The organism is Nocardia colli (assembly GCF_008704205.1).
GTDB lineage: Bacteria > Actinomycetota > Actinomycetes > Mycobacteriales > Mycobacteriaceae > Nocardia > Nocardia colli.
The window spans coordinates 406,542-432,722 of sequence record NZ_VXLC01000003.1; the positions used below are offsets into that span (position 1 = coordinate 406,542).

Genomic DNA, 26,181 nt, shown 5'->3' on the forward strand with positions numbered 1-26,181 from the left:
GGTGCTCCTAGCCGTGTCGTCAGGCGACGCTGAAGATATGGTCGCTGATCAGGCGCGCCGCGCCGATCACCCCGCCGAGCTCGGCCAATTCGGAGAGCACGATCGGTAGGTTGCCGGTGGCCAGCGGGGACGACCGGCGATAGACCACGCTGCGGATCTCGGCGAGCAGCGGGTGCCCGAACCCGGTCAGCCCACCGGCGATCACCACGAGTCCGGGGTTGAAGAAGCTCACCAATCCGGCCAGGGCGGTGCCGAGATGGGCGCCTGCCTCGCGAATCATCGCTACTGCCAAGGGGTCTCCGGCGGCAGCGGCGTCGGCTAGGTCGGTGGCGGTGAGTGTGCCTGCGGCGGTGAGGCGTTCGCTGAGGAAGGGGGAGCGGCCGGCGCGGGCGATGGCTTCCCGCGCCAGCGCCGCGCCGCCCGCGTACGCCTCCAGGCAGCCGCTGTTGCCGCAGGCGCAGACCGGTCCGTCGTCGGTGATCCGGAGGTGGCCGATGTCGCCCGCGCTACCGGAGACGCCACGGTAGATGCCGCCGTCTACGACGATGCCGCAGCCGATCCCGGTGCCCGCCTTGACCAAGAGGAAGTCCGCCACCGAATGCGCTGAGCCGGCCTGCATTTCGCCGAGCGCCAGGATGTTCACGTCATTGTCGACCAGGACCGGGCAGCCGAGTTCCTGCGCGATCGCCTCGCGCACCGGAAACCGATGCCAGCCCGGCATGATCGGCGGCGCGACCGGCATGCCCTCGCGGAAGCTCACCGGACCGGGCACGCCGACTCCCGCGCCGTGCAGCCGTCCGGCCATGTGTGCGTCGGTGCGTAGCTTGCCCAGGAGATCCACAGCGCGTTCCAGCACCGGGGCCGGTCCCTGCCGGATGTCGCACGGCTCGGACAGCTGCCCGAGTACCCGCAGCTCACCGTCGGTCACCGCGACGTCGATGGAGGTGGCGCCGATATCGATGGCGGCGAAACGCAGACCCGAGGCTAACGTGGCGATGGCCGATCGACGACCGCCGCTCGACGCGGCCAGCCCGCCGGCCTCGACCAGTCCGAGCTCGGCGAGCCGATCGAGTTCCACCGCCAGCTTGGAGCGGGACAGCTCCATCGGCTGACCCAGTTCCGACCGCGACTGCGGGCCCCGATCGCGCAGCAGCCGCAAAAGCCGTGCCTGGTGGGCGTTTTCCGGTCGGGCCGCGATCCGCATCAGCTACTTCTTCCTGTCCAACTGAGCGAATTCAACCGCACTTTGTCGAGTCCTGTGGGCGCTTTCGTCGAACTCGGGCAAAGTTTGTTTTTCGACAGGACAAAGTTGAGACAGGGACGGCTCGACCGGCCGCAGGACCGGATAAGGGAAGATGGCTCGATGCCCAGGCAAACCGATCGCCCAGGAAAAGTCGGTCGACCACCGCGCCTCTCGCAGGAGGCGATCGTCGCGGCCGCCGACCAGGTGCTGCGGACCGAGGGCGCGGACAGCCTGTCGATGCGGCGCGTGGCCAAGGAACTGGGCAGCACGCCGATGGCGCTGTACCACCACGTGCGGGACAAGGACGAGCTGCTGCTGCTCCTGCTGGAGTCGCACGCACAGCACATCCCGCAGCGGGAATTCCCCGACGACCCGCGCGAGCGGCTCCTCGAGGCCGCGTTCACTCTTTACGAGGGCCTCGCCGAGCGCCTCTGGATCATCGAGGTGCTGGCCTCCGACCCGGTGGTCGTGCCGGCGGCCATGGGAATGGTCGAGATGATCATCGCCGCGGCCGTCGACTATGGCTGCACCGTCGAGGAGGCCGTCGACGTGTACCGCGCCATCTGGTACTTCATCGTCGGGGATCTACTGATCCGGGCGAGCCGGGATCGCCGACGGGCCCGGCTGGCGGCGGCGTCGGCGACCGAGGCGGGCATCGACCAGCTCGACCTGACCGAACTACCCACGCTGGCGGCGATCGGCGACAAGTGGGTCGAGACGACCTCGCGCGATATTCACCGGAAGGGATTGGAAGCCATAGTGAACGGCCTCCTGCCCTCGCGCTAGCGAATCACCAGACCACGACCGAGCGCAGCACGTCGCCGTGCTGCATGGCGGTGAACGCCTTCTCGACCTCGTCGAGCGAGATGCGTTCGGTGACAAAGCGTTCCAGCGGCAGTCGGCCCTGCCGGTAGAGATCGATCAGCACCGGGAAGTCGCGCTCGGGAAGGCAATCGCCGTACCAGGACGATTTGAGTGCGCCGCCGCGCGAGAACAGGTCGATCAACGGCATGTCCAGGGTCATCTCCGGCGTGGGTACGCCGACCAGCACCACGGTGCCGGCCAGATCGCGTCCGTAGAAGGCTTGCTTCCAGGTCTCGGGACGACCGACGGCATCGATGACGACATCCGCGCCGAAGCCGTCGGTGAGTTCCTGGATCCGCTCGACCACCTCCTCGGTGCTCGCGTCGATCAGGTGGGTAGCGCCGAATTCGCTCGCCCAGGCCAGCTTTCGCGCGTCCCGGTCGACGGCGATGATGGTCTTGGCTCCGGCGAGCAGGGCGCCGGCGATCGCGGCGTCGCCGACACCGCCGCAGCCGATCACCGCGACGCTGTCGCCCCGGGACACGTTGCCGGTGTTCATCGCGGCCCCGATACCCGCCATGACACCGCAGCCGAGCAGCCCGGCGATGGCCGGGTCGGCCGCGGGATCGACCTTGGTGCACTGCTTTTCGTGCACGAGGGTCTTGTCCGCGAAGGCGCCGATGCCCAGGGCGGGCGTCAGTTCGGTGCCGTCGGCGAGGGTCATCTTCCGGCCGGCATTGCTGGTGTCGAAGCAGTACCAAGGACGGCCGCGGCGGCACGCGCGGCATTCGCCGCACACCGCGCGCCAGTTCAGCACGACGAAATCGCCTACGGCCACGTGGGTTACGGCGTCGCCGACGGTCTCCACGATCCCGGCCGCCTCGTGCCCGAGCAGGAACGGGAACTCGTCGTTGATGCCGCCCTCGCGGTAGTGCAGGTCGGTGTGGCACACCCCGCACGACTGCACGCGCACGACGACATCGTGCGATCCGGGGTCGGGGATGACCACGTCGACGATCTCGACCGGCGTTCCTTGGCGACGGGCGATGACGCCGCGCACGGTTTCGGACACGAATCCTCCTACGGGGTTGCGATGGCCGCGGGCCGCCGCTCGATCTGCTTGCGGTAGCGGGTGAACAGGCGTGCGTTGTCGATGGCGAAGACGGCCACCGGTTCGCCGGCGCGTTCGTAAAGGGCGGTGCACGACGGGGTCGACGGGTCGCCGTCGATGAAGCGCACCGCGTCGCCGGGCCGTCGGTGGCCGGCGAACTGGATCATCCGGCCGTACTGGCGCGACCAGAAGTAGGTGTTCGGGACGTTCGCGGGCGGTTCGCCGACGATGGCCGCGGCGGCGACGCGGGCTTGGGCGGTCGCGTTCGACCAGTGCTCGCTGCGGTGGTGCGCGCCCAAGGCGTCCTGATAGGCGCGGGCGCAGTCGCCGATCGCGTAGATGCCGGGAACGGCGGTGCGGCAGCAGGAATCGGTGACGAACCCGTTGTCGATGTGCAGCGGGGAGTCCTGTGCCCACTCGGTGTTGGGGATCGCGCCGATGCCGACGATCACGGCGTCGGCGGGGAGCAGGCTGCCGTCGGTGAGGCGCACTGCGCTGACGCGTTCGCCGCCGAGGAACCCGGTCACCGCGACGCCGGTGCGTAGCTGAACGCCGTGGGCGGCGTGCAGATCCGCGCACAGCGCCCCGAGCTGCGGGCCGAAGACGCCGGCCAGGGGATCGGTGGCCAGTTCGACAATGGTTACCTGCACTCCGAGAGTGGCTGCGGTCGAAGCGATTTCGGAACCGATGAGTCCGGCGCCGATGATGACGGCGTGGCGCGCGACGCTCAACGCGGCACGAATCGCCCGCGCGTCATCGATCGTGCGCAAAGTGTGTACGCCGCTGAGTCCTCGCGCGCCGGGCAGTGTGCGGGCGCGAGCGCCGGTGGCCAGCACCAGCGACTGCCCGGCGACGACCGTGCCGTTATCGAGCGCCACGCCGGGACCTATTGCGGTAGAAGCGATTCCGATTGCACTCTGACCGAGTATCCAGTGCGCGCCGAGGTCGTCGCCCAAGGTGAGATCGATATCGCCGTGCAGGAATTCCTTCGACAGCGGCGGCCGATCGTAAGGCGGGTGAACCTCCGCGCCGACCACCGTGACCTCGCTGTCGTAGCCACGTTCGCGAAGATCGCGCACCAGCGAGAACCCCGCGAGCGACGCGCCGACGACGACCACGCTCATGACGGTTCCGCCGTAACCACGATGCCGCCGTCGAGCACCCGCACCGGGTAGGTGCGCACCGGGACCTTGGCCGGCGGCCCGGAAACCCGCCCGGTGCGCAGGTCGAAACATGACTCGTGCAAAGGACATTCGACTGTGCAGTTCTCCACCCAGCCGTCGGCCAATGACGCATCCTGGTGGGTGCACGTGTCGTCGATCGCGAACAGACCCTCGTCGGTGTGGAACACCGAGATCGGCAGCCCGCCATCGGTCCGCACGGTGGCGACCTCGCCGACCGGCAGGTCCGCGAGGCGTGCGACGAACAGTTCTGTCCCGGAGGTCGCCGAGTGCTTCGCAAGGGATTCCATAAACCCTCCATGAGTTGCTTAGAGCGCAACAGGTATCGCGATACGCAACAGTGTGCGACAGGCTGGAGCCCTCGTCAACCCCTGGAATTCCCCGGTAAACAACTGGTTTCCAACGGTTGACAGGGTGCCACGACAGGCGGACTATTTGTTGCGTAATACGAATTCGTTGCGCTACTAGCAACAACGGAGGCACCCTTTGGCTCACCCGAAAGTCGTCATCATCGGAGCCGGGATCGTCGGGGCATCGCTGGCCGACGAAATGACCGCACGTGGTTGGGCCGACATCACCGTGCTCGACCGGGGACCGCTGTTCACCACCGGCGGATCCACCTCGCACGCACCAGGTTTGGTGTTCCAGACGAATCCGTCCAAGACCATGACCGAGTTCGCGCGGTACACCACCGAGAAGTTCGGCGCGCTCAGCCACCCGGCCGGTCCCGCGTTCGACGCGGTCGGCGGGCTCGAGGTGGCGACCACGCCGCAGCGCTGGCGGGATCTGCACCGCAAGTTCGGCTGGGCGCAGTCGTGGGGGATCGAGGGGCGTCTGCTGGACGCGTCCGAATGTGCGGCTAGGTACCCGCTGCTCGATGCCGACCGGATTCTCGGCGGATTCCACACTCCGGCAGACGGTTTGGCGAACGCCGTGCGCGCGGTGGAGGCGCAGGCGCGGGCGGCGATCGGTCGCGGCGCGCGCTTCTTGCCCAATCAGGAGGTTCTCGGGATTGCCGAAAGCGGCGGCCGAGTGACGGGTGTGCAGACGGCCGACGGAGTCATCGCCGCGGACATCGTCGTCTGCGCGGCCGGCTTCTGGGGCGCGGAACTGGCGAAGCAGACCGGCCTTATCCTGCCGCTGGTGCCGATGGCGCACCAGTACGCCAAGTCCGGGTCCCTTGCCGCCCTGGCGGACGGTCCCGTCGACGCCGCGCGCCTGCCGATCCTGCGGCATCAGGATCAGGACCTCTACTACCGCGTGCACGGCGATCGCCTCGGCATCGGCTACTACGGCCACCAGCCGATGCCGGTGGACATGTCGACTCTGTCCGCGGCCACCGCCGGCGAAGCGATGCCCTCGATGCTGCCCTTCACCGACGCAGACTTCGCCCCCGCGTGGCGTGAGTCCATGGAATTGCTTCCCGCGCTCGGTGATTCGAAGCCGGAAGAGGGATTCAACGGAATCTTCTCGTTCACCCCCGACGGTTTCTCGATCATGGGTGAACACCGCGACCTCGCCGGGTTCTGGGTTGCCGAGGCGGTATGGGTCACCCATTCGGCCGGTGTGGCCAAGGCGACCGCCGAATGGATCATCGACGGCGCACCCAGTACCGATGTACACGAGTGCGATCTTTACCGATTCGAAGACGTCGCGCGCAGCGGTGAATTCATCATGCAGACGAGTTCGCAGGCTTTCGTCGAGGTCTACGACATCATCCATCCGCACCAATACCGAACGGCGTTGCGCGGTCTGCGCACCAGTCCCTTCTATGCTCGCCAGAAGGACATGGGCGCGTTCTTCTTCGAGGGCGGCGGCTGGGAGCGACCCGCGTGGTATGAGGCCAATGCGGAACTGGCACAACGGCTTTGTGACGACGGAATACCGTTCCCGGAGCGCGACGACTGGTCGAGCAACTTCTGGTCGCCCATCTCCATCGCCGAAGCCCGCTGGACTCGGGAACGTGTCGCCATGTTCGACATGACCCCGCTGACTCGCTACGAGGTATCGGGCCCCGGGGCACTCGAACTCCTGCAACGACTGACCACGAACAATCTGGACAAGTCCGTCGGCTCGGTCACCTACGCACTGGTGCTCGACGAAACCGGCGGTATCCGTAGCGATGTCACCGTCGCCCGGCTGGACCCGCAACGCTTCCAGGTCGGCGTCAACGGCCCGATGGACTTCGACTGGTTCACCCGGCACCTGCCCGCCGACGGCTCGGTGACGCTGCGCGACATCACCGGCGGCACCTGCTGCATCGGCGTCTGGGGACCGAACGCGCGGGACCTGGTGCAGCCCTTGTGTTCCGACGACCTGTCGCATCAGTCGTTCAAGTACTTCCGCGCGCTGCAAACCTATCTCGGCGCCATCCCGGTCACCATGATGCGCGTCTCCTACGTCGGCGAGCTCGGCTGGGAGATCTACGCGACCGCCGAATACGGCAACGCGCTATGGGATCTGCTGTGGGCGGCGGGACAGGCACACGAGGTCATCGCGGCCGGCCGGATCGCGTTCAACAGCCTGCGCATCGAAAAGGGCTACCGCAGTTGGGGAACCGACATGACCGCGGAACACCAGCCGGCTGCCGCCGGCCTCGACTTCGCGGTCCGGATGGCCAAGCCCGACTTCATCGGCAAGACCGCCCTGGAGCAGGCCGACCCGCCGGCGAAGATCCTGCGCAGCATCGTCTTCGAGAGCCCGACGGCGGTCGTCCTCGGCAAGGAGCCGGTCTACGTCTACGGCCTGCTGGGTGGATATGTCACCAGCGCAGGCTATTCGGCCACGATCGGGCGCGGCATCGCCTACGCGTGGCTGCCCGCGTCCGTCGTCGTCGGCGATGCGGTGGAGGTCGAATACCTCGGCCGGCGTCTCATCGCGACGGTGCACGCCGAACCGGTGGTCGATCCCGAGATGTCCAGGATCAGGAGGTAGCGAGATGGCCACGGCGACAACGGGCTACGACGTCATCGTGATCGGCGTCGGCGGCATGGGCAGTGCCGCCGCCTATCACCTCGCGGCGCGCGGCCGGCGGGTGCTCGGGCTGGAGAAGTTCACCCCCGCGCACAATCGGGGCTCGAGTCACGGCGGTTCGCGCATCGTCCGGCAGTCCTATTTCGAAGACCCTGCCTACGTTCCGCTCCTGCTGCGTTCCTACGAACTCTGGGCGAAGCTGGCCGCGGACTCGGATCGTGAGGTCATCCGGCTCACCGGCGGCCTCTACCTCGGCCCGCCGGACAGCCTGACGGTCGCGGGCAGCCTGCGGGCGAGCCGCGAATGGTCGCTGCCCCACGAACTGCTGGACGCCGCCGAGATCAAGCGGCGCTTCCCGAACTTCGACCCCGCGGCGGACGACATCGGAATCTACGAATCCAACGGCGGATTCGCCCGCCCCGAACTGACCGTGCAAGCGCACATCGACCTGGCCCTGCGCGCGGGCGCGACACTGTCGTTCGGCGAAGAGGTGATCAGCTGGGCCGAAACCGATTCCGGCGTCACGGTGACCACCGCCAAGGCCACCTATCACGGCGATCAGCTCCTGATCTGCCCGGGCGCCTGGGCACCGAAACTGCTGGCCGAGTTCGGCATTCCGATCACCATCGAACGCCACGTCCTGTACTGGTTCGATCCGATCGGCGGCACCACCCCCTTCGAGGACGAGCCGATCTACATCGCCGAGGACGACTCCGGCATGCAGATCTACGGCTTCCCCGCCATCGACGGGCCGACGGGTGGCGTGAAGACCGCGTTCTTCCGCAAGGGCACCGTCTGCACACCGGAGACCATCGACCGCGTCGTCCACCCGCACGAGATCGACGCGATGCGCGACCGCGTCGCCGCCTTGCTCCCGGCCGTGGCCGGCCCGTGCGTCCACACGGCCACCTGCATGTACTCCACCACCCCGGACGAGCACTTCGTCATCGCCCGCCATCCCGGCGGCGACCGCATCACCATCGCCTGCGGCTTCTCCGGCCACGGCTTCAAATTCGTACCGGTGGTGGGCGAGATCCTTGCTGATCTGGTGATCGACGCCGCCACCAAGCACCCGATCGCCCTATTCGACCCGCAGAGGCTGGTGACCGCATGACGGCGGACCTGTCGCCGGTGAGCACACCGGCCCTGATCCCCACGCTCGGTGGCAAATGGTATGTCGACGACACCATCTTCGCGGCCGAGCAGGAACAGCTCTTCGAACGAATGTGGTTCTGCGCCATCCGAACCGGCGACCTCGCCGAACCCGGCCAGTTCAAACGAGTCCAGGTGGGCCGGGAAAGCGTCCTGATCGTGCGCGGCCGCGACGGTGCGCTGCGCGCGTTCCTGAACATCTGCCGCCACCGCGGCGCGATGCTGTGCACCGAGGACCAAGGCCAGGTCCGCCGCAACCTGCAATGCCCGTACCACGCCTGGACCTACGGCCTCGACGGCAAACTGGTCGCCGCGCCGAACATGGCCGCACTGAAGGACGCCACCGGCGCCGACATCGATCGAGTCGCCTACGGCCTGATCCCGGTGGCCCTGCGCGAATGGCTCGGCTACGCCTGGGTCTGCCTGGCCGACGAACCTCCGTCGTTCGAGCACGAGGTGATGGGCGCGGTCACCGAGCGCCTCGGCGACCCGGCCGCCATCGACGCCTACGAGATCGACACCCTCGCGGTGGGCCGCCGGGTGGTGTACGACGTCGCGGCGAACTGGAAGCTCATCGTGGAGAACTTCATGGAGTGCTACCACTGCGCGACCATCCACCCCGAACTCACCGAGGTGCTGCCCGAATTCGCCGAAGGACTGGCCGCACAGGTGTTCGTCGGCCACGGCGCGGAATTCGGCGCCGATATCGCCGGATTCACCGTCGACGGCTCACCGGGTTTCGGACGGTTGCCCGGGGTTACCCCGGAACAGGACCGCCGCTACTTCGCCATCACGGTCCGGCCGACCGTTTTCGTCAACCTGGTCCCGGACCACATCATTTTCCACCGGATGTTCCCCATGTCGGCGGACCGAACTATCGTCGAGTGTGATTGGTTGTATACCAAGGATGTGGTTGCGGCGGGACGCGATGTGTCCCGCTCCGTCGAATTGTTCCATCGGGTGAACGAACAGGATTTCGCGGCATGTGAGCGAACGCAACCCGCAATGTCGTCGCGCGCCTACCGTGAGGGCGGGGTGCTGGTGCCCGCCGAGCATCACATCGCGGAGTTCCACGAGTGGTTGTCCTGTCGGATCGGCGACGTGAGGTGACGTGCAATGAATGGTGATCCGGATCTGCTCATCGGCGGTCGATGGACGCATGCCGCCGACGGCGGGGTGCGGCAGATCATCGACCCGGCGACCGGCACCGTGGTGGCGACCGTGGACGAGGCGACGCCGGCCGACGCGCGCGACGCCGTCGCGGTCGCCCGCACCACCTTCGACGAGGGAAAGTGGGCCGCGACTCCGGTCGCCGAACGGTCCGCGCTGCTGCTGCGGATCGCCGACCTGCTGGCCCGGGACAAGGACCGGCTGGCCCGGCTCGAGACGGCGGACACCGGAAAGACGTTGGTGGAGAGCGAGATCGACATCGACGATGTCATCTCGGTGTTCCGCTACTACGCGAACGCGGTCGCGGTGCAGGCCGACCGGCTGATCGACGTGGGCGACCCGGCGGTGATCAGCCGGGTGATCCGCGAGCCGATCGGCGTGTGCGTGCTCATCGCGCCCTGGAACTACCCGCTGCTCCAGATGTCCTGGAAGGTCGCGCCCGCGCTGGCGGCCGGCTGCACCATGGTGCTCAAGCCGAGCGAGGTCACCCCGCTCACCACCATCGAATTCGCGCGGCTCGCCGAGGAGGCGGGCGTACCCGCCGGCGTGTTGAACCTGGTCCAGGGCAGCGGCGCCGTGCTCGGCCCGGCCCTGACCGACAACCCCGACGTCGACTTCATCTCGTTCACCGGCGGCCTGGCGACCGGCCGGACGATCAGCAAGGTCGCCGCCGAACACGTCACCAAGGTGGCGGTGGAACTCGGCGGCAAGAACCCGCACATCGTATTCGCCGACGCCGACTGGGAATGCGCCGTCGACCACGTCCTGACCGGCGTGTTCCTGCACTCCGGGCAGGTCTGCTCGGCGGGCACCCGGCTGATCGTCGAGGAATCCATCGCCGAGGACTTCGTCGCGGAACTGGCGAGCCGGGCCGAGCGGATCCGGGTCGGCCCCGGCCTCGACCCGGCCAGCGAGACCGGCCCGATGGTTTCCGTCGAACACCGCGCGAAGGTGGAAGCCTATGTCGCGCTGGGCATCTCGGAGGGCGCGAAGCTGGTGACCGGCGGCGCGCGGCCGACCGACCCCGCCTTGCAGGACGGCAGCTACTACCTGCCGACGATCTTCGATCGGTGCGATCGATCGATGCGCATCGTGCAGGAGGAGACGTTCGGCCCGATCCTCACGGTCGAACGATTCACCACCGAGGCCGAGGCGATCCGGCTCGGCAACGACACCGAATACGGCCTCGCCGCGGGCGTGCGCACCTCGGACGCGGCGCGCGGCGAGCGCGTGGTGCGCGCGCTGCGGCACGGCACGGTGTGGCTCAACGACTTCGGCTATTACACCGCCGGTGCGGAATGGGGCGGGTTCAAGAAGTCCGGCAACGGACGCGAACTCGGCCCGACCGGCTTGGCCGAATACCAGGAAATCAAACACATTTGGCACAACACGGCACCAAAGCCGGCGGAGTGGTTCAAGGGCGTCTGATCGTAAGCAACAAATCTCGGCCGGACAGCCCGTACGGCCGCCCGCGAAAGGCACGGTAAGCAATGGTGGTCCAGGAACACGGTGTGTCCGATGACAGCGGAATGGAGGATTTCGGCTACAAGGAATCCCTCGACCGCAGTATCGGGAAGTTCGCCAGCTTCGCGGCGGGGGTCAGTTATATCTCGATCCTCACCGGCACGTTTCAGCTGTTCTATTTCGGTTTCGGCAGCGCGGGTCCCGCGTATCTGTGGTCGTGGCCGATCGTTTTCGTCGGACAGCTGGCTGTCGCACTGTGCTTCATGGAGCTCGCCGCGCGCTATCCGGTCGCCGGGTCGGTCTACAACTGGTCCAAACAGCTCGGCAGCAGAATCGTCGGGTGGTCGTCGGGCTGGTTGATGCTGACCGCATCGATCGTGACGCTGGCCGCCGTCGTGCTGGCGTTGCAGCTGAACCTGCCCCGGTTGTGGAGTGGCTTCCAGATCATCGGGGACGGCAGTGGTGAGCACGATTACGCCACCAACGCGGTGGTGCTCGGCACGATCATGATCATCTTCACCACCACGATCAACGCGCTCGGCGTCCGGCTGATGTCGATGATCAACAGCGCCGGCGTGTTCATCGAGATCATCGCGGCGGTGCTGATCGCGATCATCTTGGCGGCCAACGCGACTCGCGGCCCGCAGGTGTTCTTCTCGACGCACGGTTACGGCGCGGGGGAGTCCGGCGGCTATCTCGGCGCGTTCCTGGTGGCCTCGCTGGCCTCGGGCTATGTCATGTACGGCTTCGACACCGCGAGTTCGCTCGGTGAGGAGACGGTGGAGCCGCGGCGGACCGCGCCTAAGGCCATCCTGCGCGCCGTGCTCGCGTCCTTCGTCATCGGCGGCGCGATTCTCGCCTTCGCGGTGATGGCGGCTCCGGATCTGGACGATCCGCAGATCGGTAGCTCCAGCGGCGGCCTGCAATACATTGTCGAGCAGGTGATGTGGGGCCCGCTCGGCACGATTTTCCTGTGCTGCATCGTCGTCGCGGTGACCGTGTGCTCGCTCGCCGTGCACACCGCCGCCATCCGGCTCACCTTCGCCATGGCCAGGGACAACGCATTGCCGTTCGGCGAGAAGCTCGCCCGGGTGCATCCGAAGACCCAGACGCCGGTCATCCCGGCCGTCCTGATCGGCGTGCTCGCCGCGCTCATCCTGGTGATCAACATCGGGCAGCCGAAGATCTTCACGGTGCTCACCTCGATCGCCATCATCATGATCTACCTGGCCTACCTGATGGTGACCGGGCCGATGCTGAAGAAGCGGCTGCGCGGACAGTGGCCGCCGAAAGAGCTTGCGGCGGGCGGGTATTTCACCATGGGCCGCTGGGGGATGATCGTCAACATCATCGCCGTGGTGTGGGGTATCGGGATGGCCTTGAATCTGGCCTGGCCGCGCGCATCCGTCTATGGCACACCCTGGTACAACACCTGGGGCGCGTTCGTCTACATCGGCGCGATCCTCGGCGCCGGCCTGCTCTGGTACATCCTGAAGGGCCGCAAGCGAATCGGCACTCTGGCATCCCACGCAGCGGAGGTACGCAATGTCTGACGCCGTGTTCGACTACGTGATCGCGGGTGGCGGGACCGCCGGGTGCGTGCTCGCCGCCCGGCTCAGCGAGGACCCGGACGTCACGGTATGTCTGCTGGAGGCGGGCCCGTCCGACGTCGGTGACCGCGCCATCCTCGAACTCACCCAGTGGATGCGTCTGCTCGATTCCGGTTACGACTGGGACTACCCGGTCGAACCGCAGGAACGCGGGAACAGCTTTCTGCGCCATGCCCGCGCGAAGGTCCTCGGCGGATGTTCCTCGCACAACTCGTGTATCGCGTTCTGGCCACCCGCGGAAAACCTCGACGAGTGGGCCGCGCTCGGTGCGAAGGGCTGGGGCGCGGCCGACGTGCTGCCGTACGTGACCCGGCTGGAGAACAACGACGCACCCGGCGACCAGCACAGCCGCAGCGGCCCGGTCCGGCTGCGCGATGTGCCGCCGGACGACCCGTGCGGCACGGCGGTGCTCGCGGCGGCCGCGGCGGTCGGGCTGCCGACGGTGCAGTTCAACCGCGGCGCCACCGTGCGCAACGGGGCGGGCTGGTTCCAGATCAACGCCGCCGAGGACGGCACGCGCATGTCGACATCGCACGCGTATCTGCATCCCGTGCTGGATTCGCGCCCGAATCTCGAGGTGCGCACCGACTGCTGGGTCAGCGAAATCCTGTTCGACGACGCGCGCGCCGCGACCGGCGTGCGGTATCTCCGGCCCGACGGCATCGGCTACGACACCGTCTCGGCACGCCGCGAAGTGATCGTGACGGCCGGCGCCATCGATACGCCGAAGTTGTTGATGCTGTCCGGGATCGGGCCCGCCGAACACCTGCGCGAGATCGGCATCCCGGTGCTGGTCGACTCGCCCGGCGTGGGCGCGAACCTGGACGATCACGTGGAAGGGCTGGTGTTCTGGGACGCCGCCCGGCCGATGGTCGCGACCTCGACGCAGTGGTGGGAGATCGGCATCTTCGCCACCCTCGACGAGTCGCTGCGGGTGCCGGACGTGATGATGCACTACGGCAGCGTGCCGTTCGACATGAACACGCTGCGCCGCGGCTATCCGACCAGCGACAACGGCTTCTGCCTGACCCCCAACGTCACGCAGGGCCGCTCGCGCGGCACGATCCGGTTGCGCAGCCGCGACTTCCGTGACCGGCCGAAGGTCGACCCGCGCTACTTCACCGATCCGGACGGCCACGACGAACGGGTAATGCTGGCCGGCGTGCGGCTGGCCCGCAAGATCGCCGAGCAGTCCCCGCTGCACGAGTGGATCGCCGCCGAACTCGCGCCCGGACCGGACGCGACGACCGACGACGAACTGCTCAGCTACATCCGCGCCACCCACAACACGGTGTACCACCCGGCCGCCACGGCCCGGATGGGCGCGGTCGACGATCCGCTGGCGGTGCTCGATCCGGAACTGCGGGTGAAGGGGGTGTCCCGGCTGCGGGTGGTCGACGCGTCGGCGATGCCGAAATTGCCCGCGGTGAACCCGAACATTACTGTCATGGCCATGGCGGAGAAGTGCGCGGATCTCGTCCGGACCACGTGAGCGGCCATGTCGGCGGAGGGCGAACTAGCCGCGTTCCTCGGCGGGCACGCGCCGTTGCAGTCGATGACCGCCACCGATCTCGACCGGCTCGCCGCGGCCTCGTCGCTGCACGAGTTCGCGGCGGGCGCGGTGATCAGCGACTATTCGGCACAGGTGCCCGACGACATCTGGATGGTGTGGACCGGCCGGGTGATCCTGCGGCGCAACGGTCCCGATGCCGCCGCGTCGTCGCTGTCGGACGAGAGCCGCACGATCGACACCGTCGAGGCCGGTGGGATCTTCGGCTACGTGCCGCTGCTCACCGGCGGCAGCGCCGAATTCGTCGCGCTGGCCACCGAAACCAGCCTGCTGATCCGGTTGCCGGGCGAGCACGTGCGCGCGCAGTTCGCGCAACCGGACGGGCTGGCGTTTCTGGCGTCGTCGGCGTGGAAGACGGTGTCCGGCAATCGAACCCCGATGGCTCAGGTGCTCGGCACCCGTCCGGCGAGCGAACTCGTCTCCGCGGAACCGATTTTCGTGACGCCCGAGACCAGCGTCCGGGACGCGGTGATCCAGATGACCGAACAGCACGTCTCGGCGGTGCTGATCCGGTTGCCGGACGGGGACTTCGGCATCTTCACCGATCAGGATCTGCGGGCCAAGGTGGTGGCCGCCGGGCTGCCGGTCGACCTGCCGATCGCGCGGGTGATGAGCGCGCCGGCCCGGCGGGTCAGCGCCGACCTGTCCGCCGAGACCGTGCTGATGGAGATGCTGGAGAGCGGCCTTCGGCACATGCCCGTGGTCGCCCGGCGCGGCGAGGTGCTCGGCGTCCTCGAAGACTCGGATCTGCTCGCGGCCTCCGCGCGGCAGAGCTTCGCCCTGCGCCGGGCGATCGGCGCGGCCACCGATGCCACACAGCTGCAGGAAGCCGCGCGCGAAATCCCCAGCACCACAGTCGATCTGTTCCGCAACGGCACCAAAGCGTCCGCGACGAGCGGCATCCTTTCCGTGGTCATCGACTCGGTGGTGCGCAAGGCGCTCGAGCTCGCGATCGCCGAGGCCGCGGACGCACCGAACGGCGGGTTCGCCTGGCTGACCCTCGGCAGCATCGCCCGGCGCGAGGCGATGCCGTCCTCGGATGTGGACAGCGCGCTGTCCTGGGCTGATGAATTGTCTACGGCGAGTGGGCAACTGCGTGCGATCGCCGAGCGCACGCACGCCATCCTGGACGCCTGCGGGCTGCCCGCGGACAGCAACGGGGCGATCGCGGCGAAGCCGAAATTCGCACGCTCCCGGTCGGAATGGACGAAGGCGGCGATGCGGTGGTTGAACGATCCGCTCGTCGATCGCGGGTTGGTCATGTCGTCGCTGTTGATCGACGGGCGGGTGGTGTGGGGTGATCCGGGGCTGCACGCGGTGCCCGCCGCGTTCGCCCGGATGCGCGCCGACTATCCGAACGCCCTGCGTCTCCAGTTGCTCGACGCATTGTCCGGCCGGGTCCGGGCGCGATCACTGCGCGACGTCCTGTCCCGGCGCGGCGGCACCTTCGATCTGAAAAGTCACGCGCTGGTCCCGATCGTCAACCTCGCCCGCTGGGGTGGGCTGGCGGCCGGTGTGACGGCCGCGGCGACGCCGGTGCGGTTGGCCGCGGCGGCCACGGCCGGGGTGATCGCCGATCGCGATGCCGCGGTACTCACCGAGGTGTTCGTCATGTTGCAGCGCATGCGGATGGTGCATCAGGTCGAGCAGCTGTCCGCCGGCCACCGGCCCGGCGACGTGGTGGTGATGTCGGAGTTGTCGCCGTTGAACCGGAGTTTGCTGAACGACGCGCTGCGTGAGATCGCGGCCGTGCAGCGACGCGTCCGCGGGATCGCGATGCCCTCGGCTTAGAATGACGGCGTCATGGCGAAACAGGATGGTGAGGACCCGGGCCGGGCCGCTGCGGTGCAGTCGGTCGACCGCGCACTGCTCGTGCTGGAGATCATCGCCAAGCTCGGTCAGGCGGGTGTCACGGAGATTGCCGCCGAACTCGGTGTGCACAAATCTACCGTCTCTCGATTGATCGCCGTGCTGGAATCGCGCGGTTACGTCGAGCAGCTCTCCGACCGCGGCAAGTACCGGCTCGGCTTCTCCATCGTCCGGCTGGCCGGATCCACCAGTGCACAGGTCGATTTGGTCGGGCAGAGCCAGGGCGCGTGCAACGCGCTGGCCGCCGAGACCGGCGAGACCACGAATATCGCTGTGCTGGACGGCAATCGGATCATCAACATCGTGGAGGCGGCCGGCACCGGGTCGATCGCGTTGCGCTCCTGGGTCGGGCAGAGCTGCCCGGCGCACGCCACGTCGAGCGGCAAGGTGCTGCTGTCCGGGCTCGAACCGGCGGCATTGCGCAAGCAGGTCGGCCCGAAGCTGGAGTCCTTCACCGGCAACACACTGACCAAGGTCGCCGATCTCGCCGCCCAGCTGGTGGAGGTGCGGGAGAACGGATGGGCAAGTGTGCGTGAGGAACTGGAGATCGGATTGAACGCGGTCGCCGCTCCCGTCTTCGACAGCAACGGGGTTATCGTTGCCGCGCTGAGCGTTTCGGGTCCGGCCTACCGCCTGTCTCCGGATCGGTTCGCGCCGATGGCCGAGCTGGCCATCGCGAGCGCCGCGGAGATCAGTCACCGGCTCGGCTACTTCGGCTGATCGCGCCGGGTGCGGTTCGCCATTGACAACCCGCGCGGCCGACGATAATACTATGTTGCATATCGCGCGCCTGTTGCGCTATATGCAACAAATGTCTGTATCTGCCAACTGAATATCGCCGCACACGCAGCGGGAGATCTCCATCCGTTCGATGGAGAGCCGAAGGAGCAACACCTCCCGGGAATCTCTCAGGCCCAGTACCGCTACGCATAAGGCAACTCTGAAAAGTAGTGCACCACGCACTCGCCGACGGGGCAAACGCGCAACGCGTGAATCTCTCAGGCCATAGGACAGAGCGGGAGGAGCCACCCCCACGCATCCGCGAAAGGCTCCCCATGGCTGATCCTGCCTCCGCCCTGCGCACCGAACTCGATGTTTCGCTGCGCGAGTTCGACCCGGTCGTCGCCGCACTGGTCGACCAGGAGACCAGCCGCCAGCAACGCGGACTGGAAATGATCGCCTCGGAGAACTACGCGCCGCTCGCGGTGATGCAGGCCCAGGGCACGGTGCTCACCAACAAATACGCCGAAGGCTATCCGGGCCGCCGCTACTACGGCGGTTGTGAGTACGTCGACGAGATCGAAACCCTGGCCATCGAGCGGCTGCGTTCGCTGTTCGGCGCCGAATACGTGAATGTGCAACCGCATTCGGGTGCACAGGCGAACGCGGCGGTCATGCACGCGCTGCTGCGGCCCGGCGACGGCATCCTCGGCCTGGCGCTCGACCACGGTGGTCACCTCACCCACGGCATGAAGATCAACTTCTCCGGCCGGCTGTACAACGTTGCGGCATACCATGTTCGGGCCGAGGACCAGCTGGTCGACATGGCCGAGGTGGAGCGGCTCGCGCACGAGCATCAGCCGAAGCTGATCGTGGCCGGCTGGTCGGCTTACCCGCGGCATCTCGACTTCGCCGAATTCCGGCGCATCGCCGACGAGGTCGGCGCCTACCTGATGGTCGACATGGCCCACTTCGCCGGTCTGGTCGCGGCCGGGCTGCATCCGTCGCCGGTGCCGCACGCGCATGTCGTCACCTCGACCACGCACAAGACCCTGGGCGGGCCGCGCGGCGGATTCATCCTCGCCACCGCGGATCTGGGTAAGAAACTGGATTCGGCGGTGTTCCCCGGCCAGCAGGGCGGGCCGCTCGAGCATGTGATCGCCGCGAAGGCGGTCGCGTTCAAGATGGCGGCCGAGCCGGCCTTCCGCGACCGGCAGGAGCGGACCCTCGCGGGCGCGCGGATCCTCGCCGACCGGCTGCTGGCCGCGGACTGCCGGGCGGCAGGCATCGGAGTCGTCAGCGGCGGCACCGACGTGCACCTGGTGCTCGTCGATCTGCGCGAAGCGGAACTGGACGGAAAGCAGGCCGAGGATCTGCTGCAGACCCTCGGAATCACGGTGAACCGCAACGCGATCCCGTTCGATCCGCGCCCGCCCATGATCAGTTCCGGACTGCGGATCGGCACGCCGGCGCTGGCTGCCCGCGGCTTCGATGCCGCCGCGTTCACCGAGGTCGCCGACATCATCGCGACGGCACTGAGCGGTGGCGCGCCCACGGCGGCGTTGACCGCGCGGGTAGACGCGCTGGCGGAGCGGTTCCCGCTGTACCTCGGCTTGCGGAACCCGGCGTGACGATCAGCGTGTTCGACCTGTTCCGGGTCGGTATCGGGCCGTCGAGTTCGCACACCGTCGGGCCGATGCGCGCCGCGGCGGCGTTCGTCGAGCGGCTGAAGGACGCCGACGTGCTGCATCGGACGGCCGCACTGCGCGTTCAGCTCTACGGTTCGCTCGGCGCGACCGGGCGCGGTCACGGCAGCGTCGAGGCGATCGTGGCCGGGCTGGCCGGCGCGCAGCCGGAGAGCATCGACCCGGACACCATGGTCGCCACCGTCGCCACGGCGCGCGCCACCGGCCGGTTGTATCTCGGTGGCGTGCAGTCGATCGCGTTCGCCGTGGACAGCGATGTCGAACTGCTCGGGTTGGCCCGCTTGGCCTTTCACACCAACGGGATGCTGTTCGGCGCGTACGACGACGCCGGGCAGGTGCTGCTCGAACGCCAGTACTTCTCGGTGGGTGGCGGTTTCGTCCTCGACGAGGACGAGATCGACGGCCGGACCGTCGAAGCACCGGTCTCCGTGGCACATCCGTTCCGCTCAGCGGACGAGCTGCTCTCCATCACCGCCGCCACCGGCAAGTCGATCAGCGAGGTCGTGCTGGCCAACGAAATGTCTTGGCGCAGTGCGGATCAAGTGCGGACGGACCTCCTCGACATCTGGAAGGTGATGCGCGGCTGCGTCGACCGCGGCATGTCGACCGGGGGAGTGCTGCCGGGTTCCCTGCGGGTGCGCCGCCGCGCGGCGACCCTGTTCGAGCGCCTCGGCACCGAGGCCGAGGACAACGACCCGCTGCGCGCGATGGAGTGGGTCACCCTGTACGCGATGGCGGTCAACGAGGAGAACGCCGCAGGCGGCCGCGTCGTCACCGCGCCGACCAATGGCGCCGCGGGCATCATTCCCGCTGTGCTGCACTACATTCAGCGATTCATCGGCGGTGCGGACGAGGACAGCGTGGTCGAGTTCCTGCTCACCGCGGGCGCGATCGGCCAGCTGATGAAGGAGAACGCGTCGATCTCCGGCGCCGAGGTCGGCTGCCAGGGCGAGGTCGGTTCGGCCTGCGCCATGGCCGCGGCCGGACTCGCCGCCGTGCTCGGCGGCACGCCCGCACAGATCGAGAACGCCGCCGAGATCGGCATGGAACACAATCTCGGCCTCACCTGCGACCCGATCGGCGGACTCGTGCAGATCCCGTGCATCGAACGCAACGGCATCGCCGCGGTGAAGGCGATCACCGCGGCCCGCATGGCAATTCGCGGTGACGGCATGCATCACGTGTCGCTGGATCAGGTCATCCAGACCATGCGCGCGACCGGGGCCGACATGCTGGACAAGTACAAGGAGACCTCGCGCGGCGGGCTGGCGGTGGCCGTCGTCGAGTGCTGAGTTCAGCGGGCGGGGAAGCGGATGATCCGATCGTCGCCGGTGCGGACGTCACCGCGGCCGTCGGTGTTGGAGGTGGTGAGCCACAGCGAGCCGTCCGGCGCGACCTGCGGGGTGCGCAGCCGGCCGTAACGGTCACGCAGCTGCGCGACGGGGTTGCCGAGTGTGCCGTCGGCCAGCTGCGGAATCGTCCAGAGCCGCTCGCCGCGTAGGGCCGCGACGTACAACGTGTTCGCGGTGATCGCCAGGCCCGAGGGCGATGCTTTGCTGGTCGCCCAGGTGATCAGCGGATTGGTGTAGCGGCCGCCCTGGGTGTCGCCCTTGCCCTCGACGACCGGCCAGCCGTAGTTGCGTTTCGGCTGGATCAGGTTGATCTCGTCGTAGGTGTCCTGACCGAACTCGGTCGCATAGAGCCGCCCGGTCGAATCCCAGGCCAAGCCCTGCACGTTGCGGTGGCCGAGGCTGTAGACCGGTGAATTCGGCGTCGGGTTGCCGGGCGCCGGTTTGCCGTCGGGATCCAGGCGGAGAATCTTGCCGTTCGGACTCGCCGCGTCCTGCGCGCGACTCGACTGCCCGGCGTCGCCGGTGCCGACATACAGCATGCCGTCCGGGCCGAAGGCGATTCGGCCGCCATTGTGAATGGTGTTCTTCGCGATGCCTTGGAAGATCACCTGCGGCTGACCGTCGAGCCGGAAACGCACGATCCGATTGTCGCTACTGCTGCTGAAATAAGCGTAGACATAACCATTTTCGGCGTACTTCGGGGACACCGCGATGCCGAGCAGCCCGCCCTCGCCACGCGCAACGACCCCGGGTACCCGGTAAGCCTGTGTGGGCGCCGAGCCCGGCGTGATCCGCGTGATCACCCCGGTGTTGCGCTGCGCGACCAGCGCGGAACCGCCCGGCAGGAAGCTCAGACCCCACGGCACGGCGATGTTGCGCGCCAGCTCCTCCGGAGCATTGAGGTCCGGGACGCCGGCCGGGACTACCGGCTGTGCGACGGAACTGGGCAGGGCGACGAAAAACGCTGTCGCTATTGCGATCACAGCGGTGCCGGCGAATTGTGCCGCACTTCGAAGTGTCGAAGTCATGCCTAAGTAGAACCCCATTCAGCTGATCAACTCGACTGGCGAACGACTGGGGAAGGGGAAACGAATTCGGCCGGGCGAGTGGAAACTCGCCCGGCCGTTTGACCCGTCGCTGATCAGGCGTCCGGCACGATGACGACTTTGCCGGTGACCGTGCGGGATTCGGCGAGCTCGAGCGCCTTCGCCGCCTGGCTCAACGGAATTCGGGCCGCCACCTGCGCGCGCAGCGTGCCCTCGGCGGCCAGGTCGAAGACCGCGCTGAGGTCCTCGTGGATCAGGTTGCGGAACTTGGTCAGGTTGCGCTTGCCCGCCCACAGGTTGTAGAAGTGCGCATTGCGCTTGTTGGGCAGTGCGTTCCAGGCCATCAGCTGGGCGAACAGCTTCAGCACGGGCAGCCGCGAGTTGCCCTCCTCGTCCTTGGTCGAGGCGGTCCCGTAGGCGACCAGTGTGCCGTGCGGGGCGAGCAGCCCGAACGAGTCGACGATGCCGGGGCCGCCGACGTGATCGAACACCGCGTCGACACCCTGCGGTGCCAGCGCCCGGACCTGTGCCACCACATCGCCGCGGTAGTCGACCGCGGTGGCGCCCAGCGCCTCGACCGCCGCCGCGTGCCGGGCCGACGCCGTGCCGATCACCCGGATGCCTGCGGCGCGGGCCAGCTGGACCAGCGTCGAGCCCACGCCTCCGTTGGCGCCGTGCACCAGGATGGTCTCGCCGCGCTTGACCTTCGCCGTCCGGTACAACATCTGCCAGGCCGTAATGCCGTTCACCACAAAGGTTTCCGCTTCGGCCGCGTCGAGCGCCGCCGGCACCGGGACGAGGTCCGCGGCGTCGAGCACGACGTGGCTGGCCCAGCCGCCGATCTTGGTGAGCGCGGCGACGCGGCGGCCGATCAGCGTCTGGTCGACCGCCGAACCCGTCGCGATGACCGTGCCGACCAGGTCGTAGCCCGGCACGAAGGGGAACGCAGGCTGGTCGTAGTACTTGCCGCGGCGCATCTGCTGCTCGGCGAAGGACACGCCGGACGCGTCCACCTGGACCACGACCTGGTCCGGTCCCGGCGACGGAAGCTGACGCTCGGTGACCTGCAAGCCGGACGGCTCGACCAGGCCGGGGAGGACGATCTCGACTGCGGTGACGGGCTTCGTGGTGATCATGATGACTCCTAGTGTGTGACTGGTCAGTCACTTGAGGTGCTGAAAAAACGGCCCCGAGATCGGGGCTCGGTTTGTCTAGTGGGCGTCGGGATGGCGCATGCCGTCGGTGAGTACCGCGGCCCAGGCGCCGTCCTGGTGGTCGAGTTGGAGGGTGACGATGAGGTGGCAGAGCTGGCCGTAGGCCATGAACCGCTGCACCGCGCTGTCCGCGGCGCCGGATCGGGTCTTGGCGAAGTCGGTCACCTTGGCCAGGCCCCGGCGCATCGCGTCCGCGATCTCCGGGATGTCCGCGGCGGACTGGGCGTGCACCTGCAGCATGAGCAGGCTCTTGTCCGCGATGAGCTGGGCATACGCGCCGCCCATGGCGTACAGGATCTCGTCCGGGCTGGTGCTCTCGACGCGGGCGGCGCCGGCCGAAAGTGCTTGCTCGACAAGCTCGAAGCAGCGGTCGATCGCCGCCACGAACAGCGCGATCTTGCCGGGGAACAGCTTGAAGACGTAGGCCGGTGAGATCTCCGCCTTCGCCGCCACGTTGTTGATCGGCGTGCCGTGGTAGCCGGTGCGGGCGAACTCGGTGATCGCCGCATCGACAACCGCGTCCCGCCGAACCTCCGAGGTGGAGAGGGTCGCTCCGCGCTTTGTCATGTGAGTGACTGTACACTCACTCTTCGTCGGACGTCAACCGGAAGCGGTCAACTGCCGATTCGATAGCCCCCTACCAGCGAATGCGGTGGATAGTGGAGACGTGTCAGGTGAACAGAGTGCCGATCCGGAGCGACTGGGCGCGCCGGCCGGGCGGCGTCTGGTGCTGGGACTGCTCGCCGCGGGTGCCGCGGGTGTGCTCGGCGGCGCGTCGATCCAGCAGGGGTTGTCGGCGGTGCTCGGCCCGATCGGCAACCGCGATCCGACCGGGTTGGTCGGACTGCTCCCGGTGGGCAACACCTTTCGCTTCTACTCCGTCACCAGCAGCGTCCCGAAGCGCGATGCGAGCGACTACCGGCTCGACATCACCGGCCTGGTCGACGCGCCCCGCACTCACACCCTCGGGGATTTGCGGGCGATGCCGCAGCAGGAACTCGTGCGCGACTTCCAATGCGTCACCGGTTGGCGAGTGCCAGAAGTGCGTTGGCGCGGTGTCCGTCTGGTCGATCTGCTCGATGATGCCGGGGTACACGAGAACGCGCGTGCCGTGCGGTTCACCTCCTTCGACGGCACGTACTCCGAGAGCCTGACGCTCGAGCAGGCCCGGCGGACCGATGTGCTCGTCGCGCTGGAGATGCTCGACGGCCCGGTCACCCACGAGCACGGTGGCCCGGTCCGGCTCTATGTCGCGCCGATGTACGGATACAAGAGCATCAAGTGGCTCGCCGGGATCGAGCTGACCAAGGATGTCGTGCCCGGTTACTGGGAGCGGCGGGGTTACTCGATCGACGGGTGGGTCGGCCGATCGAACGGACGTGACGATGACCCGACCGGCTGAGCGCGACCTGCACCGGTTCACCCGGGCCGAGCGCTGGGTGCATTGGCTGACCGGTGTGCTCGTGCTGATCTGCGTCCTCACCGCCGCGATCCTCTACCTCGGCCCGCTCGCCGTGCTCGTCGGCAACCGCCAGATCGTCGAGATCATCCACGTCTACTGCGGTTTCGCGCTGCCGGTGCCGATCCTCGCCGGCCTGCTCTCGCGCGCCTACCGGGTCGACCTGTCCCGGCTGAACCGCTTCACCCGATCCGACTGGCTGTGGCTGCGGGACAAAGGCCGCCGCCTGTCCGGCGACGGCGTCGGCAAGTTCAACGCCGGACAGAAACTCAACGCGGCACTGAGCGCCGGCTCGATCCTCGTCCTCCTCGGCACCGGCGTGATCATGTTCTTTCCGGACTGGACCCGGCTCGCCTGGCGCACCGGCGCGACCCTGATGCACGACTGGTTCGCGCTCGCCTTCGGCCTGCTCGTCGTCGGCCACATCATGTACGCGCTGCGGGACGCGGAAGCCATGCGCGGCATGCTGACCGGAAAGGTCGCGAAGACCTGGGCCGAGCAAGAGCACGAGCGATGGGCCGCCGAGCGGGACGCCGACTAGGAACTCAGGTCCTGGCGCCGGTGCGGCGGTACCGGGCGAGCCGGGCGCGGTCGCGGGTGAGGGTGCGGACGTGATCGAGTAGGCCGGGGCTGACTCCCGCTGTGCCGGTGGGGAATCGGGAGGCATCGGTGTACGCGCCGCCGGCCATGAGGCTGTGTTTACCGCGGAAGGTGACCAGGGCGTTCATGATTCGGATCACGCCGTCCATGGCGTAGGCGACCCTGGTCGCGGGCGGCGCGGGGCGGTCGAATTCGTGCACGAGACGGGTGACCAGGGAGGCGGCGCCCTCGGTGCGCTCGAACAGCTTTCGCCACTGGGGGAGTCCGTAGCGCACCAGATCGTTGTGGAAGTACCGCAGGTCGGCGTCGGGGTGATCGGCGGACCACACGAGGCGATCGATGAGATAGAGCGGGACGTGCACGGGCGCCGGACCGTAGTACTGGCGGTCGGCCACGGTCACGTCCGCCATGAACGGGCGAAGCTGTGCGGCATAGAACTCGACCGGATCGACGTTGCGATAGACGGCGTCCATCACCTCCGGCAGGGTTTCCAACTGGTCGGCCGCCTTGTGACAGATCTCGCCGAACGCGCCGTCATCCGGTGACAGGTCGGCCAATCCGGCGAGCGTCGGCGCCATTTCGTCGATCAGCAGGGTGCCGACCCGGACGGCATCGATCAGCACGTTCTCCTGGCGGTCGCCGAGGAACATCCGCTGCCGCTTGTCGTGCGGATTCCAGACGCCGTAGTGCAGCGCGGTATCGCGCGGGACCATGTCCACGGAGAGCCCCCAGGCCAGCAGCGCGTCGGTGGCCTCGGGCACGGCGTCGAGCGGTTCCACGCCGTGGCGCTGCAACGACGAGAGCACCATTCCGACATCCCGCATCGCCGCCAACCGGTCGGCGACTTGCAGTAGTTCTACCTGGCGGGACCGCCATACCAATTGCCGAAGACCTTTGGCGAGTTCGCTCACCTCGGCGGCCGCGTTCATCGCGGGCAGGTTCGCCAGCAATGCGTCGGCGGACAACGGATCTCGGCGGGCAACCTCGTGGCAGGCCGATTCATCCAGGCGAATCGAGCGGGCTCCGCTACTACCCGGATCGGCGTGTGCCGACGGCCGGGACCGCTTTCTCAGGGCTGGCATCAGGTCCTATCTTTGTTCCGCGAGTCGTCCTGACCCGCAGGTGGTCGCACATGCATGCCGTCACCCGAGTGCGGTCCGAAGCGATTGTGCAGCAAGGCAAACAAACATCCCATGAGTTTGTCAATAAGCCCAATGGCAAACTTCCGGTAAATCACGCCGGGAAATCGTGCGATCCGGCGTGTCCCATCGTTATTCACGGTATGTTCGTCCTGATTTCGGTTCGCCGACCGCGCGGGTTTCGATGCGCAGGACCGAATCGGCAGCACGCCACGTGGCGGGGGGCGCTGCCTCGGAGCCGAAGGCCAGGTCAAATGTCCGTTGTTCGACCGATATCCGCAGATCCATCGCCCGTGAAACGCTGTTTGCAGCGAGGCTCTTCAGTCAAAAGGTTGAATCACTTGATCGGAACGCACCCGGTGCGCACCGCCTACTCGAGGCTCAGTGCGGCCCTATCGGGCTGGTTCGGCAAATCGGCGACAAGATCGGGCGTGGCCGCGTCGGTCGTGTTCCGGACCGCGACCGAGCCGGATGAGCTGAATCAGGCCGTCCAGAATCATTTTCCGGCCGCCCCGCACGCGGGTCGCGCCCATGTGTACATCGCCAGGACGCGGCCCGGATACATTGCGTTCAGCATCGGGAATGAGTTGGTCCCGCAACTGCTCGCCGCCGAGATGTTCTTCAAGGCCGACGACCGGGCAACCCGCGGCACATTTCGATTCGTCGAGTGGCCGGCCGGCTATCTGGATATCTTTCAGGACGACATCGACGGATTGCGCGAATCCATCCTTCGTTTGCTATACGAATCAGACTCGCGTACAGCATTTTTCCTGCAGTCATCGGCCTGACAACTGGGGA

The 26,181-nt window shown here is 67.7% G+C and carries 22 protein-coding genes and 1 riboswitch; of the genes, 14 read left to right on the forward strand and 8 right to left on the reverse strand.

Annotated elements, in window-relative coordinates:
- Positions 1 to 19: 19 nt before the first annotated feature.
- Positions 20 to 1,204, reverse strand: a complete 1,185-nt coding sequence (locus tag F3087_RS08620) for an ROK family protein (RefSeq protein ID WP_223884926.1) — start codon at positions 1,202 to 1,204, stop codon at positions 20 to 22.
- Positions 1,205 to 1,363: 159 nt separating this feature from the next.
- On the opposite strand from F3087_RS08620, the gene F3087_RS08625 reads away from it, so the two are divergent.
- Complete coding sequence (locus tag F3087_RS08625) at positions 1,364 to 2,029, forward strand: TetR/AcrR family transcriptional regulator (RefSeq protein ID WP_150401317.1); 666 nt, start codon at positions 1,364 to 1,366, stop codon at positions 2,027 to 2,029.
- Positions 2,030 to 2,033: 4 nt separating this feature from the next.
- Here the strand turns inward: F3087_RS08625 and F3087_RS08630 are convergent, their stop codons facing one another.
- The 3 genes from F3087_RS08630 to F3087_RS08640 are packed head-to-tail and all read right to left on the reverse strand — an operon-like array spanning position 2,034 to position 4,629.
- Positions 2,034 to 3,119: an S-(hydroxymethyl)mycothiol dehydrogenase gene (locus F3087_RS08630; protein WP_150401318.1), complete on the reverse strand. Its 1,086-nt coding sequence runs from the start codon at positions 3,117 to 3,119 to the stop codon at positions 2,034 to 2,036.
- A gap of 8 nt (positions 3,120 to 3,127) precedes the next feature.
- Complete coding sequence (locus F3087_RS08635) at positions 3,128 to 4,282, reverse strand: NAD(P)/FAD-dependent oxidoreductase (RefSeq protein ID WP_150401319.1); 1,155 nt, start codon at positions 4,280 to 4,282, stop codon at positions 3,128 to 3,130.
- Positions 4,279 to 4,629 carry a bifunctional 3-phenylpropionate/cinnamic acid dioxygenase ferredoxin subunit gene (locus F3087_RS08640; RefSeq protein ID WP_150401320.1) on the reverse strand — a complete coding sequence of 117 codons (351 nt, stop codon included), beginning with the start codon at positions 4,627 to 4,629 and terminating at the stop codon, positions 4,279 to 4,281. Before F3087_RS08640 ends, F3087_RS08635 begins: the two co-directional genes overlap by 4 nt.
- 196 nt (positions 4,630 to 4,825) lie before the next feature.
- Between F3087_RS08640 and F3087_RS08645 the strand changes: the two genes are divergently transcribed.
- The 10 genes from F3087_RS08645 (at position 4,826) to F3087_RS08690 (ending at position 19,865) form a co-directional block, all read left to right on the forward strand.
- Complete coding sequence (locus F3087_RS08645; RefSeq protein ID WP_150401321.1) at positions 4,826 to 7,273, forward strand: GcvT family protein; 2,448 nt, start codon at positions 4,826 to 4,828, stop codon at positions 7,271 to 7,273.
- 4 nt (positions 7,274 to 7,277) lie between these two features.
- The gene (solA, locus tag F3087_RS08650) at positions 7,278 to 8,426 is read left to right on the forward strand and encodes an N-methyl-L-tryptophan oxidase (protein ID WP_150401322.1); all 1,149 of its coding nucleotides are present in this window, start codon (positions 7,278 to 7,280) and stop codon (positions 8,424 to 8,426) included.
- Positions 8,423 to 9,574 (forward strand): aromatic ring-hydroxylating oxygenase subunit alpha, encoded by a 1,152-nt coding sequence (locus tag F3087_RS08655; protein ID WP_150401323.1) that lies wholly within the window; start codon positions 8,423 to 8,425, stop codon positions 9,572 to 9,574. Before solA ends, F3087_RS08655 begins: the two co-directional genes overlap by 4 nt.
- 6 nt (positions 9,575 to 9,580) lie before the next feature.
- The gene (locus F3087_RS08660; RefSeq protein ID WP_150401324.1) at positions 9,581 to 11,062 is read left to right on the forward strand and encodes an aldehyde dehydrogenase family protein; all 1,482 of its coding nucleotides are present in this window, start codon (positions 9,581 to 9,583) and stop codon (positions 11,060 to 11,062) included.
- Positions 11,063 to 11,124: 62 nt separating this feature from the next.
- Complete coding sequence (locus tag F3087_RS08665) at positions 11,125 to 12,651, forward strand: APC family permease (protein ID WP_150401325.1); 1,527 nt, start codon at positions 11,125 to 11,127, stop codon at positions 12,649 to 12,651.
- A complete protein-coding gene (locus F3087_RS08670) occupies positions 12,644 to 14,200 on the forward strand; it encodes a GMC family oxidoreductase (RefSeq protein WP_150401326.1) in 1,557 nt (518 codons plus the stop codon). The genes F3087_RS08665 and F3087_RS08670 overlap by 8 nt, the downstream gene beginning before the upstream one ends.
- A 6-nt stretch (positions 14,201 to 14,206) precedes the next feature.
- Positions 14,207 to 16,069, forward strand: a complete 1,863-nt coding sequence (locus tag F3087_RS08675) for a putative nucleotidyltransferase substrate binding domain-containing protein (RefSeq protein WP_150401327.1) — start codon at positions 14,207 to 14,209, stop codon at positions 16,067 to 16,069.
- Positions 16,070 to 16,081: 12 nt separating this feature from the next.
- Complete coding sequence (locus F3087_RS08680) at positions 16,082 to 16,867, forward strand: IclR family transcriptional regulator (protein WP_150401328.1); 786 nt, start codon at positions 16,082 to 16,084, stop codon at positions 16,865 to 16,867.
- A 210-nt stretch (positions 16,868 to 17,077) separates the two neighbouring features.
- Positions 17,078 to 17,171, forward strand: a riboswitch (glycine riboswitch).
- A gap of 31 nt (positions 17,172 to 17,202) precedes the next feature.
- Positions 17,203 to 18,498, forward strand: a complete 1,296-nt coding sequence (glyA, locus tag F3087_RS08685) for a serine hydroxymethyltransferase (RefSeq protein WP_150401329.1) — start codon at positions 17,203 to 17,205, stop codon at positions 18,496 to 18,498.
- Positions 18,495 to 19,865, forward strand: a complete 1,371-nt coding sequence (locus F3087_RS08690; RefSeq protein WP_150401330.1) for an L-serine ammonia-lyase — start codon at positions 18,495 to 18,497, stop codon at positions 19,863 to 19,865. Before glyA ends, F3087_RS08690 begins: the two co-directional genes overlap by 4 nt.
- 2 nt (positions 19,866 to 19,867) lie before the next feature.
- Here F3087_RS08690 and F3087_RS08695 read toward each other — a convergent pair whose 3' ends face one another.
- The 3 genes from F3087_RS08695 to F3087_RS08705 form a co-directional block, all read right to left on the reverse strand.
- Positions 19,868 to 20,953 carry a PQQ-dependent sugar dehydrogenase gene (locus tag F3087_RS08695; RefSeq protein WP_150401331.1) on the reverse strand — a complete coding sequence of 362 codons (1,086 nt, stop codon included), beginning with the start codon at positions 20,951 to 20,953 and terminating at the stop codon, positions 19,868 to 19,870.
- 113 nt (positions 20,954 to 21,066) lie between these two features.
- On the reverse strand, positions 21,067 to 22,107 hold the full coding sequence (locus F3087_RS47095; protein WP_150401332.1) for a medium chain dehydrogenase/reductase family protein: 1,041 nt from the start codon (positions 22,105 to 22,107) through the stop codon (positions 21,067 to 21,069).
- Between the two features lie 75 nt (positions 22,108 to 22,182).
- Positions 22,183 to 22,752 carry a TetR/AcrR family transcriptional regulator gene (locus F3087_RS08705; protein ID WP_150401333.1) on the reverse strand — a complete coding sequence of 190 codons (570 nt, stop codon included), beginning with the start codon at positions 22,750 to 22,752 and terminating at the stop codon, positions 22,183 to 22,185.
- Positions 22,753 to 22,852: 100 nt separating this feature from the next.
- Here F3087_RS08705 and F3087_RS08710 point away from each other — a divergent pair, with 100 nt between their 5' ends.
- Both F3087_RS08710 and F3087_RS08715 read left to right on the forward strand, forming a co-directional pair.
- Entirely contained in the window at positions 22,853 to 23,587 is a 735-nt protein-coding gene (locus tag F3087_RS08710; RefSeq protein WP_223884927.1) for a molybdopterin-dependent oxidoreductase, read from the forward strand.
- Entirely contained in the window at positions 23,571 to 24,185 is a 615-nt protein-coding gene (locus F3087_RS08715; RefSeq protein ID WP_150401335.1) for a cytochrome b/b6 domain-containing protein, read from the forward strand. Before F3087_RS08710 ends, F3087_RS08715 begins: the two co-directional genes overlap by 17 nt.
- Positions 24,186 to 24,189: 4 nt before the next feature.
- On the opposite strand, the gene F3087_RS08720 is transcribed toward F3087_RS08715, so the two are convergent.
- Positions 24,190 to 25,326, reverse strand: coding sequence for a monodechloroaminopyrrolnitrin synthase PrnB family protein (locus tag F3087_RS08720; RefSeq protein ID WP_150401336.1), 1,137 nt, complete (start codon positions 25,324 to 25,326; stop codon positions 24,190 to 24,192).
- 398 nt (positions 25,327 to 25,724) lie between these two features.
- Here F3087_RS08720 and F3087_RS08725 point away from each other — a divergent pair, with 398 nt between their 5' ends.
- On the forward strand, positions 25,725 to 26,171 hold the full coding sequence (locus F3087_RS08725; RefSeq protein ID WP_150401337.1) for a hypothetical protein: 447 nt from the start codon (positions 25,725 to 25,727) through the stop codon (positions 26,169 to 26,171).
- The last annotated feature ends 10 nt before the right edge of the window (positions 26,172 to 26,181 follow it).

Excerpts from the sequence above, each read along its gene's own strand:
- F3087_RS08620 (WP_223884926.1), bottom strand. The coding sequence starts at position 1,204 with ATGCGGATCGCGGCCCGACCGGAAAACGCCCACCAGGCACGGCTTTTG.
- F3087_RS08625 (WP_150401317.1), top strand. The coding sequence starts at position 1,364 with ATGCCCAGGCAAACCGATCGCCCAGGAAAAGTCGGTCGACCACCGCGC.
- F3087_RS08635 (WP_150401319.1), bottom strand. The coding sequence starts at position 4,282 with ATGAGCGTGGTCGTCGTCGGCGCGTCGCTCGCGGGGTTCTCGCTGGTG.
- F3087_RS08640 (WP_150401320.1), bottom strand. The coding sequence starts at position 4,629 with ATGGAATCCCTTGCGAAGCACTCGGCGACCTCCGGGACAGAACTGTTC.
- solA (WP_150401322.1), top strand. The coding sequence starts at position 7,278 with ATGGCCACGGCGACAACGGGCTACGACGTCATCGTGATCGGCGTCGGC.
- F3087_RS08655 (WP_150401323.1), top strand. The coding sequence starts at position 8,423 with ATGACGGCGGACCTGTCGCCGGTGAGCACACCGGCCCTGATCCCCACG.
- F3087_RS08660 (WP_150401324.1), top strand. The coding sequence starts at position 9,581 with ATGAATGGTGATCCGGATCTGCTCATCGGCGGTCGATGGACGCATGCC.
- F3087_RS08665 (WP_150401325.1), top strand. The coding sequence starts at position 11,125 with ATGGTGGTCCAGGAACACGGTGTGTCCGATGACAGCGGAATGGAGGAT.
- F3087_RS08670 (WP_150401326.1), top strand. The coding sequence starts at position 12,644 with ATGTCTGACGCCGTGTTCGACTACGTGATCGCGGGTGGCGGGACCGCC.
- F3087_RS08675 (WP_150401327.1), top strand. The coding sequence starts at position 14,207 with ATGTCGGCGGAGGGCGAACTAGCCGCGTTCCTCGGCGGGCACGCGCCG.
- F3087_RS08680 (WP_150401328.1), top strand. The coding sequence starts at position 16,082 with ATGGCGAAACAGGATGGTGAGGACCCGGGCCGGGCCGCTGCGGTGCAG.
- glyA (WP_150401329.1), top strand. The coding sequence starts at position 17,203 with ATGGCTGATCCTGCCTCCGCCCTGCGCACCGAACTCGATGTTTCGCTG.
- F3087_RS08695 (WP_150401331.1), bottom strand. The coding sequence starts at position 20,953 with ATGACTTCGACACTTCGAAGTGCGGCACAATTCGCCGGCACCGCTGTG.
- F3087_RS47095 (WP_150401332.1), bottom strand. The coding sequence starts at position 22,107 with ATGATCACCACGAAGCCCGTCACCGCAGTCGAGATCGTCCTCCCCGGC.
- F3087_RS08705 (WP_150401333.1), bottom strand. The coding sequence starts at position 22,752 with ATGACAAAGCGCGGAGCGACCCTCTCCACCTCGGAGGTTCGGCGGGAC.
- F3087_RS08715 (WP_150401335.1), top strand. The coding sequence starts at position 23,571 with ATGACCCGACCGGCTGAGCGCGACCTGCACCGGTTCACCCGGGCCGAG.
- F3087_RS08720 (WP_150401336.1), bottom strand. The coding sequence starts at position 25,326 with ATGCCAGCCCTGAGAAAGCGGTCCCGGCCGTCGGCACACGCCGATCCG.